Source organism: Pannus brasiliensis CCIBt3594, assembly GCF_036688125.1.
Lineage (GTDB): Bacteria > Cyanobacteriota > Cyanobacteriia > Cyanobacteriales > Microcystaceae > Pannus > Pannus brasiliensis.
On the sequence record NZ_JBAFSM010000001.1, the window covers coordinates 27,736 to 40,566 of the forward strand.

General features: G+C 51.1%; 14 protein-coding genes. 6 read left to right on the plus strand and 8 right to left on the minus strand.

What is annotated here, in order from left to right; translation table 11 throughout:
* Positions 1–83: 83 nt before the first annotated feature.
* Entirely contained in the window at positions 84–797 is a 714-nt protein-coding gene (locus V0288_RS00160) for a hypothetical protein (RefSeq protein ID WP_332862969.1), read from the plus strand.
* Between the two features lie 160 nt (positions 798–957).
* Here the strand turns inward: V0288_RS00160 and V0288_RS00165 are convergent, their stop codons facing one another.
* Positions 958–1,761 (minus strand): hypothetical protein, encoded by an 804-nt coding sequence (locus V0288_RS00165; protein ID WP_332862970.1) that lies wholly within the window; start codon positions 1,759–1,761, stop codon positions 958–960.
* 153 nt (positions 1,762–1,914) lie between these two features.
* Between V0288_RS00165 and V0288_RS00170 the strand changes: the two genes are divergently transcribed.
* Positions 1,915–2,139 carry an antitoxin Xre/MbcA/ParS toxin-binding domain-containing protein gene (locus tag V0288_RS00170; protein WP_332862971.1) on the plus strand — a complete coding sequence of 75 codons (225 nt, stop codon included), beginning with the start codon at positions 1,915–1,917 and terminating at the stop codon, positions 2,137–2,139.
* A 213-nt stretch (positions 2,140–2,352) separates the two neighbouring features.
* Here V0288_RS00170 and typA read toward each other — a convergent pair whose 3' ends face one another.
* Together typA and V0288_RS00180 are read right to left on the minus strand one after the other, a co-directional pair.
* The gene (gene typA / locus V0288_RS00175) at positions 2,353–4,146 is read right to left on the minus strand and encodes a translational GTPase TypA (RefSeq protein WP_332862972.1); all 1,794 of its coding nucleotides are present in this window, start codon (positions 4,144–4,146) and stop codon (positions 2,353–2,355) included.
* A 116-nt stretch (positions 4,147–4,262) separates the two neighbouring features.
* Complete coding sequence (locus V0288_RS00180; protein WP_332862973.1) at positions 4,263–4,415, minus strand: hypothetical protein; 153 nt, start codon at positions 4,413–4,415, stop codon at positions 4,263–4,265.
* A gap of 53 nt (positions 4,416–4,468) precedes the next feature.
* Between V0288_RS00180 and V0288_RS00185 the strand changes: the two genes are divergently transcribed.
* Positions 4,469–5,929 (plus strand): M48 family metallopeptidase, encoded by a 1,461-nt coding sequence (locus V0288_RS00185; RefSeq protein WP_332862974.1) that lies wholly within the window; start codon positions 4,469–4,471, stop codon positions 5,927–5,929.
* Between the two features lie 104 nt (positions 5,930–6,033).
* On the opposite strand, the gene V0288_RS00190 is transcribed toward V0288_RS00185, so the two are convergent.
* From V0288_RS00190 to dusB, 3 genes are all read right to left on the minus strand, one after another.
* Complete coding sequence (locus tag V0288_RS00190; RefSeq protein ID WP_332862975.1) at positions 6,034–6,879, minus strand: Rpn family recombination-promoting nuclease/putative transposase; 846 nt, start codon at positions 6,877–6,879, stop codon at positions 6,034–6,036.
* 200 nt (positions 6,880–7,079) lie between these two features.
* A complete protein-coding gene (locus V0288_RS00195; RefSeq protein ID WP_332862976.1) occupies positions 7,080–7,505 on the minus strand; it encodes a hypothetical protein in 426 nt (141 codons plus the stop codon).
* 85 nt (positions 7,506–7,590) lie between these two features.
* On the minus strand, positions 7,591–8,628 hold the full coding sequence (gene dusB, locus V0288_RS00200; protein WP_332862977.1) for a tRNA dihydrouridine synthase DusB: 1,038 nt from the start codon (positions 8,626–8,628) through the stop codon (positions 7,591–7,593).
* A 107-nt stretch (positions 8,629–8,735) separates the two neighbouring features.
* On the opposite strand from dusB, the gene V0288_RS00205 reads away from it, so the two are divergent.
* The gene (locus V0288_RS00205; RefSeq protein WP_332862978.1) at positions 8,736–9,179 is read left to right on the plus strand and encodes a DUF4278 domain-containing protein; all 444 of its coding nucleotides are present in this window, start codon (positions 8,736–8,738) and stop codon (positions 9,177–9,179) included.
* A 3-nt stretch (positions 9,180–9,182) separates the two neighbouring features.
* Here the strand turns inward: V0288_RS00205 and V0288_RS00210 are convergent, their stop codons facing one another.
* Complete coding sequence (locus V0288_RS00210; protein WP_332862979.1) at positions 9,183–9,686, minus strand: hypothetical protein; 504 nt, start codon at positions 9,684–9,686, stop codon at positions 9,183–9,185.
* A gap of 90 nt (positions 9,687–9,776) precedes the next feature.
* On the minus strand, positions 9,777–10,481 hold the full coding sequence (locus V0288_RS00215; RefSeq protein ID WP_332862980.1) for an LmeA family phospholipid-binding protein: 705 nt from the start codon (positions 10,479–10,481) through the stop codon (positions 9,777–9,779).
* Between the two features lie 109 nt (positions 10,482–10,590).
* Here V0288_RS00215 and V0288_RS00220 point away from each other — a divergent pair, with 109 nt between their 5' ends.
* Both V0288_RS00220 and V0288_RS00225 read left to right on the plus strand, forming a co-directional pair.
* Positions 10,591–12,090: an aldehyde dehydrogenase family protein gene (locus V0288_RS00220; RefSeq protein ID WP_332862981.1), complete on the plus strand. Its 1,500-nt coding sequence runs from the start codon at positions 10,591–10,593 to the stop codon at positions 12,088–12,090.
* A 146-nt stretch (positions 12,091–12,236) separates the two neighbouring features.
* Positions 12,237–12,710 carry a hypothetical protein gene (locus V0288_RS00225; protein ID WP_332862982.1) on the plus strand — a complete coding sequence of 158 codons (474 nt, stop codon included), beginning with the start codon at positions 12,237–12,239 and terminating at the stop codon, positions 12,708–12,710.
* Positions 12,711–12,831 lie beyond the last annotated feature (121 nt).

The following is a 12,831-nucleotide window of genomic DNA, read 5'->3' on the forward strand; positions in this document are numbered from 1 at the left end:
AAAATTTGGCTATAATCCGCTGTTTCGGTCGGGCGATCGAGGTAAGCTAGAGATAGCCGCCAAACCGACAACCCGATCCGACTATGACGAAAAACGAATGGATTAAACTAATCAACGCCATCCGCCTCCGCAAAAAAGAGTACAGCGGCCAAGATGGAGAGATTTCTTATCATTTCAGCTATTCCAAAGCTTCTAATTTTAGAGGCTATTTAGAGAACGGTGATGGAGTGCAATTAAATCACGATGAATGCCGCTTTGGAGTTTCAACAAAACAACACAGCTTTGGTCTAACTTGCGTTTATGGACATGAAGCATTTCTAAATTGTGATGGACACGAAAATTATCCCTTAGAAAAACTAAAAAAATATCATCCTAGAGAAGCTTTTACTCCGCACATATCCACAGCGCATCCAACAACAACATCGGGGGCTTTTTCCTCTTTTCCAAATAATGCAGATCGGTTTGTATACAATGTGGGATTATACGCCGCCGCTTTTCTTTACGCGTTCGATGTTAAAGATCCCTACCTGCAATTAATTGATGATGAATGGATTGTCGTTGACTCTAAAACGGGTTATTTTGATTTTATTACCTATTTTTACCATCATCAAGTTATTCCGATCGAATTACCGATTCCTAAATTTATCGATGCTAAACAAGTCCCGATTTTAAAATTAGCGAACGGTGTCGAGATTAAAGATTCGATCGATCTCCCTTCCGAGACAACAAATACCGACGACGCGGGAGAGTATTTAAACGAGATTCGGAGATCGATCGAGGAAAACCAAACCACCTAGAATAAAAAAATTGATCGGAGGGGGGTCGTATCGGGTTTCGTCGCCTCAACTCAACCTACCGATTCTAGAGATAATCTAGAGAATTTTGGAATTATCAATCGGCTATTCTGGCTTTATTACCTCGATCGATTATTGATTTAAATACTCTTCTAATTTGGCATCATGAATGTGGTTGAAACTTGCATGAATTATCTTGTACGGTAAACCAAAGTATTTCGATATTCAGCATTGTTAAACAATCGATAAGTTCCTTGCTTTCTACGGGACCGGGTAATACAATAAACTTACTTACTTGATTCGCACCAGCCGTGTGCATGAAAAGCTGTCCGACTGCTGTATAAATCGAGGTTGTATCTAACGAGGTTTTAACTTCGTAGATCCGTTGAAGTATTCCGTTCTCTTCGTAAGCTAGATCTATTTTTTGAGTATTGTATAAAAAAGCCGATGGATTGGCCTTTTCAAGAAAATTTTTAAGGGCATCAACGACAAAACCATGTTTTACGTCGATCACGACAGAGCCACGCTTTGACAATAATTTTTCTCCGCTAAATTCGGACGAAAAAAAATTAGCTTGCGATACCTTGACTCGCTCGTTTTTTTCTTTAGCCAATTTTTCATCGTATGAATTTATGGAATAGAACCTAAGTCTTTCCCACAATTCAGCGTCCGATAACTTCTGTAGCTCGTCAAATACTTCTTGATTCAACGGAGATAATTGTTGAGGGCTTCCATTCTCCATCCATCCAGTACGAGTATTGTCCAAGTATCCATCGAAATGATCTCTTAAGTTTTTGAGAATATTGTAAAACTCATCTACTGTTGTTGAAGAACCAAAAGTTCCGTAAAATTTAGAATAAGCTTCTTTCCATGTTCTCGCGTTTAACTGAGGTGGCGGCTCTTGGATTCCGAGACGGGATAAGAAATATCCGACTTCAATCAATTCTTTGCGATGGGGTGCGCTCATAGATAGTTACTTCAATTTAAACAGTATAAGATCTCGCGAGTCAGGTTAAATTTGGATCGGGTGATGGCAATGTCTCGACAAGGCAACTCGCTAGGATCTTCTTCTGGCGTGTTCCGATCGAGTGACCGTAAAATAGAAGAAAGGGAAAGTTAAATGACCACGATGACTACTATCCTACCCGATCGATGGGAACGAGTCCAACGTATCACCCGACAAGCACTAGATCTATTCGAGGACGAGGGAGAAACCCGACGCTGGTTATCCACTCCGAAGGAAGCTTTAGAGGGAAAAACTCCCCTAGAGGCTATGGCGATCGATCGGGGGGAAAAACAGGTCGAAGAATTGCTTTATCGTGCCGAATACGGGATATTTGGCTAATGTACGTCTGGCGACTCTGTAACCGAAAACATCAAGAAACCGCCCGATCGAATTCAATTATCTCATCAATCCTAATCACCCAGATTGTACTCGATCGAAAACTTCAGACAAAAATAATCACCAATTGTCGATCGAAACACGTTACGCCAATCTAAAACCGAAAAAAAAGGATTCGGAAAAATCCGAACCCCATTATTATCTATCGAGTTCTATCTAGCGTTTCGCTAACTTTTTAACCGGCAATTTACGCAGACGGATCGATTTCGGGGTGATCTCCACCAACTCATCCGGGCCGATATATTCTAGGGCGCGTTCTAGACTCATATCTACCGGGGTTTGTAACTGTACCAACTCGTCGCCGGTCGCGGAACGATGGTTCGTTAACTGCTTCGTTTTACACACGTTCAGATCGACATCTTGGGGTCGATTGCTTTCCCCGACGATCATTCCCTTATAAACCTTCGTCCCCGGAGTGATGAAGAAAACGCCGCGATCTTCCGCGTTTTTCAGCGCGTAGAAAGTCGCCACCCCTTCCTCGAACGCGGTCATCACCCCGTTATAACGGGTTTCCAACTCGCCGGAGAAAGCGCGGTACTCTAGGAAACTATGGTTCATAATCCCCTCACCGCGAGTCAGACGGATAAACTCACCCCGGAAACCGATCAAACCCCGCGCGGGAATGACGAATTCTAGTTGAGTTCGTCCGTTCGTCCCGGTCTGCATATCCTGCATTTCCCCTTTCCGTTGGCCGAGACGTTCGATACAGGCGCCGACGGCCGTTTCGGGAACATCCAACACCAGATATTCAAACGGTTCGCAGGGTTGACCGTTGATCTCGCGATAAATTACCTGCGGCTGGGAAACTTGGAACTCGTAGCCTTCCCGACGCATGGTTTCGATGAGAATGCCGAGATGCAATTCCCCACGACCGGAAACTAGGAATTTCTCCGCGGAATCGCTTTCTTCTACCCGTAAAGCCACGTTCGTTTCTAACTCGCGCAGGAGACGATCGCGAATCTGACGGGAGGTGACGAAGGTTCCCTCGGTTCCCGCGAAGGGGGAATCGTTCACCGAGAAGGTCATCTGTAACGTGGGTTCATCGACCTTGATCAACGGTAAAGCCTGGGGATCTTCGGGAGAGGTTAGCGTTTCCCCGATGTTCGCGTCCGCGAACCCGGCGACCGCGACGATATAACCCGCGCTGGCCTCGGGGAGTTCTACCCGTTTTAATCCTTCAAAACCGAGCAGTTTGGTGACTTTTCCTTTGACGATCGATCCGTTATCTTTCACCAGCGCGGCCTGTTGTCCGGCTTTGATCACCCCGTTATGGATGCGACCGATCACGATCCGTCCCAGATATTCGGAATAATCGAGGGTGGTGACTTGTAATTGTAGGGGTCGAGTTACATCCCCGGCCGGTGGCGGAACGTGATGCAGGATCGCCTCGAACAGCGGTTGCATATCGCTTCCGGTGTCTTCTAGTTCGGCTTTGGCGAATCCTTGCATTCCCGACGCGTAGAGGGTGGTGAAATCGCATTGATCGTCATCCGCGCCGAGTTCGACGAAGAGATCGAACACTTTATCGACCGCGAGATGGGGATCGACGTTGGGGCGATCGATCTTGTTGACGACTACAATGGGCCGTAAACCTTTTTCTAGGGCTTTTTTGAGAACGAAGCGCGTCTGCGGCATCGGCCCCTCGTTGGCATCGACGATCAGGATACAACCGTCTACCATGCCTAGTACCCGTTCCACTTCGCCACCAAAGTCCGCGTGACCGGGAGTATCGACAATATTAATTAACGTATCTTTGTAACGAACGGCGGTATTTTTGGCGAGGATAGTGATTCCTCGTTCCCGTTCGAGGTCGTTGGAGTCCATGACGCAGGTGGGAACGTCTTCCCCCTCGCGAAAGATTCCCGACTGTTTGAGGAGTGCATCGACTAGGGTGGTTTTCCCGTGGTCAACGTGAGCGATGATAGCGACGTTACGAATGGGCAGTGACATACAATAGGGATTTAAGAGTCTAACGTTTATTTCTAGCAAGTAACGATTTTGTAATAATTCTAGCGCATCGTTGCCCGGCGCGAGGGAAGTTTATTTTTTATTTAGGATGGACTCGTTTAAACGAACTCCACTTTATATCGGGGTTCGGGAAGGGTTTTCGCGGTTCGATCGGGTTTCCCGGCTAGAATCCCCGATCGGGAACTACCGGCTTTTTCGCGTTTTTCTCGATAAGTTTTGTTACCGAACTCGGGGCTGAAGCGCTCGGTCATCGGGAGACCGTGCCATAATTACCCATGAGATAGCTTTGAGAATTTGTCGATCTATGAAAATCCTCCGATATCTGCAATGGTTAGCCGTGGGTTTATTTTTGTTCGTCAGCCTCGGTTTTTTTCTGGAACGATCGATCGCCCAAGATACGGAAAATAATCCCTGTTTCGAGACGATCGCGAGCGCGGACGAACTATTTCTCGCGGGGGAAAAGTCGGAAGCGCGAACGCTTTACCGTCAATGTAAACCCGATTTTCCCGAGAGTTCGGATAATGGAACCGAGGTTCCCCCTCCCGTTTACGATATCCAACAATTAGAGGGAGGTCATAAACTTTGGACGAACGCGCTCGACGGCATCGAATCGAATCTCGATAGCAAAATCTTTTTCAACCTCGTACCGTTAACCCAACGATACCCGCAATTTATTCCCGCTTCTTTAAAACTGGCGGATTTCTGTGTGAACGACTCGGAATTCTGCGAGCGATCGGCGCGGGAGGGACAGCCGAAAACGGCGAGCGAAGTGCTAGAGAGAGTGACCGAATTATATCCCGATAACGCCGATTTGGTCAAGAAAAAAATCGAATTACTCGCGCTAGAAGAGAAGTATTTAGAGGCGGCGATCGATGCCCGGCAGTTCTCGATCGTCTATAGCGATCGACCCGAAGCGGCGGAGTTCGTAGAAATCGCCGATAAATACCTCGGGAAATTTAAAGCTAAAATCAACGATCGATTGGTAGGACAGACCGTAGCCGGGGTGATTATCGGTGCTGGCGCGGGTTTCCTGAACGGCAATGTTTATCAAGGATTGTCCGGGCTACAAATGGTCGTCTTGATGTTACAGGGAGAAGCGAATTTCGGACGGGAAGCGGCAACGGCTTTAGCGAATAATTACATCGCGCGGGGAGAGTTAATCCAGGACGGGGAAGTTCTCGACTATATTCGCGGAATCGGCGATAAAATCACCCGGTTCATGGGTAGAAAAGATCTAGAATACGAGTATTACGTGGTGAAAGATGATAAATTGAATGCCTTCGCTTTACCGGGAGGAAAAGTATTTATCAACACGGGAGCGATTTTACAAACCAACTCGGAAGCGGAATTAGCCGGTTTATTAGGTCACGAAATTTCTCACGCGGTTCTCTCCCACGGATTTTTGCGGATCGCGGAATCTAGTTTACTGAATAACTTAAGTTTAGTCGTTCCTTTCCTCAATTATGTCTCTCCCCTGATCACCGCGCAATATAGTCAGGAAAACGAGCGACAGGCGGATATTCTAGGGACAAGAGTTCTTCCCCTCTCTAATTACGCGGCCGACGGACTATTAAATGTTATGGTCACGTTCAAAAAAATCTACGGTGACGCTCCCACGAATTACCTATCCACCCATCCCGCGCCCGTGGAAAGACTCCAGTATTTAGAGAAAATAATCCGGGATAATCGGTTCGATCGCTACGCCTACGAAGGAGTGAAAAAACACCAAAAAATCCAGCAAAAACTCCAAACAGATACCGAATAAATCTCCCGTCGGGTGGGTTACACCGTACTAACCCACCACCCCCGTCGAGAATTCCGAAAGATTTTGTCGGAAAATTCACGGATATTGTCATACATTCCTCGCCCTCAATTTCTCGATAACCAGGCGACCAGATCTTCCTCCCCGCTAAAATCGAGTAAATCCTCCCCGAGTTGTTCCAAACTCTCTACCGGTAGACCCCGAATCCGCTCGGCCACATCGGGCGATATTTCCCCGAAACGACGGGTAAGCTGGCGTAGAATCAAGATAGTTTCTCCTTCTTGCTTTCCGGCCGCTTTTCCTCTGGCCTCGCCTCTGGCTTCGCCTCGCGCGAGAATATCTTGATAGATCACGGATTCTTTCACGATTTCCTCCCGAAATAGATGTCGGATCAGATCTTTCCTCAATACTAAACCGGCGAGAATACTCGCGGCGGCGGCCGCGTTGCTTTTCTCCCGCCGTCTCTGTATCCCCTCCACTCGTTCCGCCACGTACCGCAGGATTTCCGCTCGATTTCCCGTTTTTCCGAGAGGCGCGAGCGGGAGTAATCCGGGGAATTCGAGCAATTCTTCGGAAGGGATCTCCCAGAGACGGACGACCTCGAATTCGTGACGGGTGTTCGGAAGGTGAAAAGAGGTTTGATAGACGAGTTCGGAACCGGTTTCCCGGAGATAGATCACCACCTGTCGCATGATTTTATTCGGGAAACGACGGTAGACCCTGGTTCGGTAATCGAGCATACGGAAGGGCATGGTCTCGTCGGGTTCCGTCTGGAATTCGAGATGTAGTACCACCTCGTCGGACTCCAGAAGTATTAAGGCATCGGCGCGGATGGGTTCGAGGGAGAGTTCCGAGGGGCTGAGGGCGGTTAACTCGATCGATTCTCCGAGTAGCCAAGAGGCGAAATCCCGGCTGTAGGTTTCGGCGAGAAATTTGCAGATATTATCGTACATTCTCGAATGACGGCGCGATGGGCGAGGTTAGCGGTGAAATCGCTCGCTTTCTAGATAAACGAGCGATAAGCTCCTCCTCCCCGTTACAATCGAGTCAATCCTTCCCGAATCGTTCCCAACTCTTTCGGGGTAGATGGAAATTTCAGAATCGACGATTTCCGGCGGGTTTCGCGGTGCTAACCTAACCCCGCGGTCTTCGGTTAGCCGTCCCCGACGCGCTCTTGAAGACGCTGACGGATGCGATCGAGATGTTGCCGATTATTCGCGGGTAATTGGGGACAGGGTAAATCCAAGTTCGGCCAGTTTTCCAGATCGTGACAGGGACAGACCATCGCTAGATATCCCGCGACTTTCATCGGGACGGGTAACTCGCACCGCGCGCAGGGATGGACATCCCAGGAGGGAGAGAGAAGATCTTGAATCGTTTGTTCGGTTCCTTCTAGATAGCAATCGCCGTTCGCGGGATCGAGAACCTCGCGCCAACAGTCTTCAAACTCGATCGAATAACGATCGCCGGAAAAGATCGGCGACGGGAGCAGGGCTTTCCGTCCGTTATCGACGATCACCCTCTTGCCCAGTTGAAACCAATGGGCGAGATATTGTTTAACGTGTGTCGGATCTGCCATAAATAATAGACGCTACCTCTCGCCTCGATCGCCTGTACCGTCCATCCTAACGCGCCCGATCGACATCCCTCCGTAGAATTTCGGATTAAATTCGGATTTCCCGCTCAAAAGCGGACGGGACGGATTCGGAACCGATCGCCTCGATCGCGCGATCGATGACATCGCACCCCTCCCCCACCGACTCGATCCGCGAGAAACGATCCCGCAATCCGGCCGCCCCGGCGAATCCCTTACAGTACCAGGACAGATGTTTGCGCGCCTGGAAAATCCCCCGTTGTCCCTTGTACTCCCATAGCCCCTGTAAATGCTCTTTAGCCAGGCTTAAAAGCTCCATAGAGGTCGGCGCGGCTAACTTTTCGCCTGTTTTGAGGTAATGATCGATCTCGCCCACGAGAACGGGATAACCGAGGGTTCCCCGCGAACACATCACCCCGTCCGCCCCGGTCGCTTCCAGACAGCGGATCGCCGATTCGAGATCGAAAATATCCCCGTTCGCGATCACCGGGATCGAGACCGTCTGTTTCACCCGGCGAATCCAGTCCCAACGAGCGGGGCCGGTGTATCCCTGCGCCCGCGTCCGCCCGTGAACCGTGATCATGGTCGCCCCCGCGTCCTCCATCCGTCGCGCGAAATCGAGAATCGTGATCTCCGCGTCACTCCATCCCAGCCGCGTTTTCACCGTCACGGGAACCCCCACCGCGCCGACCACCTCGCGGACGATCTGTTCGGCCACTTCCGGCTGTCGGAGGAGGGAGGAACCGCCGCCTTTGCGGGTGATTTTATTGACCGGACAGCCCATATTGATGTCGATCGTCATCGCCCCCTCGCCGACCGCCTTTCGCGCCGCCTCCGCCATAAAATCGGGACGACAATCGAACAGTTGAATACTCACCGGCTGTTCGTCGGGATCGATCTCCATCAGTTTCGGCAGGCGCTGGAGATGGTGGATCTCGGTCGCACTCACCATTTCCGTGTACATCATCGACACGGGCGCGAAACGTCTCACCAACCGCCGGAAAACGAGATCCGTGACCCCCGATAGCGGCGACTGGAAAACGCGGCTTTTGAGGGCGATCGAACCGATTTTTAACGGGTCCGAGAGATGGGGAAGAAGAGATCGCATGGAAAATAGTTAAAGGAAAGAAACGTTTTCGGGAACTCTAGAGAGGAAAGTATTACAGTGTCGGGATAGCCATCCTTCGTTGAAGAGCGTTTCAAGGAGTCGCGACCATGCCGTATCTATTTTTACTGCCCCTGTGTCTCGCCGTCGGGATGGTTTATCTGGCGCGGAACAGTAGTGACGAGATCGCCTATCTGTCCACTCTCGTCGCGGTGGGAAGTCTTCTGTTCAGTTTAATCCTCGCCCCGTGGGAGATCCAGTTACTGATCCTGATCGCCGTCGTGGCGATCGTTACCGTACTCTGGAAGCGATCGGGAGAGGAAGGAGAGGGAGCGATCGAGTCTCCCGTCGAGGAGACAACGGGAGAGAAAATCTATCGCGGAGTATCCTACACGGAGACCCCCGCGGAAGAAGTTCCCGAAATCGAAGTAGAGGGAAAATACCGGGGCGCGAGCGTGAAAATTAGCAACACTCGCTCGATCGCCGCCCCGATCCGTTCCTCGGCCTTAAAATACCGGGGGGCGAGCGTGGCCGGGGACGGGGAAACGGAATAGAGGTTATTCGGGGACTCGGATTAGCCCTTCGGAACGGAGGCAACCCTGATCCCAGCGACAGTTGGGGTTCACTTCCACCGGTTTCACCCGCGCCCAGATCTCGCCGTTGCTATCCGCGTAGAAACTATCGATCAGCGCGGCCACGCGGGTTCCGAATGGTTCGGTGATCTCGACGCGATCGCCCGGATTGAATACCTCACCGTTCGCGCCGGTCGCCTTCTCGATGACGGGAATTTCCGCTTTCGGGATCGGTTTGCGGATGGCGGGCCGGGGACGGGCCCCGAACGCGGGCACCTCGGGGGTAACCGGTTTCGCCACCTCGAAAACGGGCGGTTTTTCCGGGGGTTGTTCCAGGGGTTTTTCCGGCGGTTTCGGCGGAACCGCCGAGGTTCCTTTTTTGATAATTTGCAAGGGTTGAAGCGGGGGAGTGGCCGGGGGGGTCGGTTTCTTGGGTTCTTTGGGTTGTTCCGCGGCCGGTTCTTGGGGTTGTTTCGGAGTGCGTGGCATGGCAGGAAAGGCTAAGGGGCAAAGATTTTACTTACTGATTGTAGGGTAGAGAACGGGGTGTCCGAAAGCGCGCCCGGACACCTCGGGCGATTAGGGTCGGATCGATAGGCGACCCTGACAGAAAAAGGTTCGATCGATTAACCGGAAATCCTCGATTTCTACGTCCGTTCCCAGATCTAGGGTGAAGGGACACAGAGCGATCGACGACCGTTCGGGTAAACCTTCGAGATACCGGGGAATAACGGTCAACTTTCGCGAATTTTCTAATTGTAGATCGGCGGCGAGGGCGATCGAACTCCCGTTTTCGAGAATTCCCGAGACGCTAAAATAGCCGTCGTTTAACGTCGCTTTCGTCCACCGGGGTTTCTGATTTTTCACCCGATCGCGCGCGTCGGCCACGCCGTTTTCCTGTAAAAAGAGGATTAATAAATCGGTTAACGCGCCTTTGAGAAGGGGGGACCCGATCGAATCGTTTAACTTCGTCTCGTCGATTTTTACCTCGCCACTGACGCGGATCGGTTCCAAAAGCTGGAGGGGTTTGCCACGGAGAACCTGACCGATATTGAGGCGGATATTTTCCCCCTGAAGTTGTACCCGGCCTAAATGTAACCCCTGATAGATGGCGCTCTCGACTCCCAAGCGTACACCGGGAATATAACCGCGGAGGATCTGGCGATCGTGTCCCTGAATCTGCACGTCTAGATCCTCGATCTGTTCGACGCTCGATCGCAAAAATAAGCGCACCGCGGGAGACAGCACTTTGCTGATGATATCACTCTGCGTATTGACCCACATTATCGTTCACTCACACACACACATTTCCGTTCGATTGTAACGTCGATCGGGCGCGGCGGCGATCGGGATGTGTTACCCTATCGCTAAAAAAGTTCGCCCCCCGACTTCTATGACCGTATCCCCGCGCACCTGCCTCAACTACATCAACGGCACCTGGACGGCTTCTAGTAGTTATCGCGTCGCGGAAAGCCGCAACCCCGCGGACGATCGGGAGATAGTCGCTACCTTCCCCCTCTCCGATCGGAGCGATGTAGAGAGAGCGATCGGGGCGGCGCGGGAGGCTTATAAAGCGTGGCGTTTGGTTCCCGCGCCCGAACGAGCCGAATATCTCTACCGAACCGGCGAGATCATGGCGAAACGGAAGGAAGAACTCGCCGTGCTGATGACGCGGGAGATGGGCAAAACCCTGACGGAAACGGGGGGGGACGTGCAGGAGGGCATCGACTGCGCTTTTTACTACGCGGGGGAGGGACGGCGTTTATTCGGACAGACGACCCCATCGGAACTACGGAATAAGTTTGCCATGACGGTGCGCCAGTCGATCGGGGTGTGCGCGTTGATTACCCCGTGGAATTTCCCGGTGGCGATTCCCTGCTGGAAAGCTTTCCCGGCGCTCGTTTGCGGCAATACCATCATTCTCAAACCGGCGCGGGATACCCCGGCCTGCGCGACAGTTTTGGTGGAAATTCTCGAAGAAGCGGGATTTCCGCCCGGTGTGGTCAATTTACTCCACGGTTCCGGGCAGAGTGTCGGTCAAGCTCTCTGCGAGAGTCCGGGGGTGAACCTAGTTTCCTTTACCGGTTCCTCGGCGACGGGCGCGACGGTGGGGGAAATCTGCGGTCGCACCCATAAGCGGGTTTGTTTGGAAATGGGGGGGAAAAACGCCCAGATCGTCATGGATGACGCGGATCTCGACCTCGCGCTAGAGGGGGCGTTATGGGGCGCGTTCGGAACCACCGGGCAACGCTGTACGGCTACCAGTCGCTTATTGTTACACGAGAAAATTAAGGCGGAGTTCGTGGAAAGATTGCTTGACAAAACAAGGCAATTGTGTATCGGCTCGGGACTCGATCCGAACACGGATATCGGCCCGTTAGTGAATCGCCAGCAATTGGACAACGTTCGCCAATACATGGAGATCGCCAGGGGAGAAGGGGCGAAAGTGCTGATCGGTGGCGAAGTTCCCCAGGATAGCGGGCTAGAGTACGGTTATTTCTTTCAGCCGACAATTTTGGATGGTGTTACCCCGTCGATGCGGGTGGCGCGGGAGGAGATTTTCGGGCCGGTAGTTTCGGCGATCGAGGTGAAGTCTTTCGAGGAAGCGATCGAGATTCTAAATAACACTCCCTACGGGTTATCGTCTTCGATTTATACCCGCGACGTGAACCGCGCTTTTCAAGCGATACGCGATATCGAGGCGGGAATCACTTATATTAACGGCCCGACGATCGGCGCGGAGGTTCATTTACCTTTCGGGGGGGTGAAACAAACCGGTAACGGACATCGCGAGGCGGGAAGTGCGGTACTCGATGTGTTCTCGGAATGGAAAACGGTTTATGTCGATTTTTCCGGTCGTTTACAGAGAGCGCAGATCGATAATCGGGAGTAGTTCGGGGAGCGATCGGGAAATCCGTAGAATATTTCTAGGGGCCTGTTCTACGGATATATATCGTCATCGTCTCGATCGAGGGCGAGATACGGAAAAAATCCTTAAAAACGCCTCTATAGGGTTGTTATACGGATAAGATTGGTATAATGTATGGTTGGGAACAAAAGATTATGGATTGTATAGCAATCGCAAAAGGTGTCATTACAAATCTACGCAAGGAGCAACAGCCAAGCCCCGAAAGTGCTAATGTCTTTTGGAAGGGGATCTATATGACTTTTGATGAGGCGTGGGCTGTTATTCAAGCTTTTGAACAAGAGAAAGCGAGCTATCTGGAATGGCATCGAAATACTGAAACCGGGGCAGGAGTAACCGAGCTAGTATTCAGAGGCTTGAGTCAGGCCGCTCAAGGTGCCGGGAAAGGTTTAAAGCTTTTCATTCCTTTGGTTGGTGATGTAGTTGAGGGAGCGGCAAAGAACGTTGAGAATCTTGGTAGCCAAGTTGGTGAAGGAATTAGAGAGGTCAATGAGCAACGTCATCTACCCATATTTTCAGAACTTGATCAACAGATCCAGTCTCTTAAAGACGCAATTGAAAAAGTAGATAGGAGACCTAAAAACTAACTGAAAAATTCACGAGATACGGATTAGATTCTGTTTCTCGAACCGACCCGCGTTTATTATATGCTCTTGTCGATCAATGCCGATCTCGGGGTGTCGGGTTTCGTTTCTAATTGGGAGAGTT

What these genes read in the sequence shown, in the direction of transcription:
- V0288_RS00160 (WP_332862969.1), top strand. Translation starts at nt 84, where the DNA reads ATGACGAAAAACGAATGGATTAAACTAATCAACGCCATCCGCCTCCGC.
- V0288_RS00165 (WP_332862970.1), bottom strand. Translation starts at nt 1,761, where the DNA reads ATGAGCGCACCCCATCGCAAAGAATTGATTGAAGTCGGATATTTCTTA.
- V0288_RS00170 (WP_332862971.1), top strand. Translation starts at nt 1,915, where the DNA reads ATGACCACGATGACTACTATCCTACCCGATCGATGGGAACGAGTCCAA.
- typA (WP_332862972.1), bottom strand. Translation starts at nt 4,146, where the DNA reads ATGTCACTGCCCATTCGTAACGTCGCTATCATCGCTCACGTTGACCAC.
- V0288_RS00180 (WP_332862973.1), bottom strand. Translation starts at nt 4,415, where the DNA reads ATGACCGAGCGCTTCAGCCCCGAGTTCGGTAACAAAACTTATCGAGAA.
- V0288_RS00185 (WP_332862974.1), top strand. Translation starts at nt 4,469, where the DNA reads ATGAAAATCCTCCGATATCTGCAATGGTTAGCCGTGGGTTTATTTTTG.
- V0288_RS00190 (WP_332862975.1), bottom strand. Translation starts at nt 6,879, where the DNA reads ATGTACGATAATATCTGCAAATTTCTCGCCGAAACCTACAGCCGGGAT.
- V0288_RS00195 (WP_332862976.1), bottom strand. Translation starts at nt 7,505, where the DNA reads ATGGCAGATCCGACACACGTTAAACAATATCTCGCCCATTGGTTTCAA.
- dusB (WP_332862977.1), bottom strand. Translation starts at nt 8,628, where the DNA reads ATGCGATCTCTTCTTCCCCATCTCTCGGACCCGTTAAAAATCGGTTCG.
- V0288_RS00205 (WP_332862978.1), top strand. Translation starts at nt 8,736, where the DNA reads ATGCCGTATCTATTTTTACTGCCCCTGTGTCTCGCCGTCGGGATGGTT.
- V0288_RS00210 (WP_332862979.1), bottom strand. Translation starts at nt 9,686, where the DNA reads ATGCCACGCACTCCGAAACAACCCCAAGAACCGGCCGCGGAACAACCC.
- V0288_RS00215 (WP_332862980.1), bottom strand. Translation starts at nt 10,481, where the DNA reads ATGTGGGTCAATACGCAGAGTGATATCATCAGCAAAGTGCTGTCTCCC.
- V0288_RS00220 (WP_332862981.1), top strand. Translation starts at nt 10,591, where the DNA reads ATGACCGTATCCCCGCGCACCTGCCTCAACTACATCAACGGCACCTGG.
- V0288_RS00225 (WP_332862982.1), top strand. Translation starts at nt 12,237, where the DNA reads ATGTATGGTTGGGAACAAAAGATTATGGATTGTATAGCAATCGCAAAA.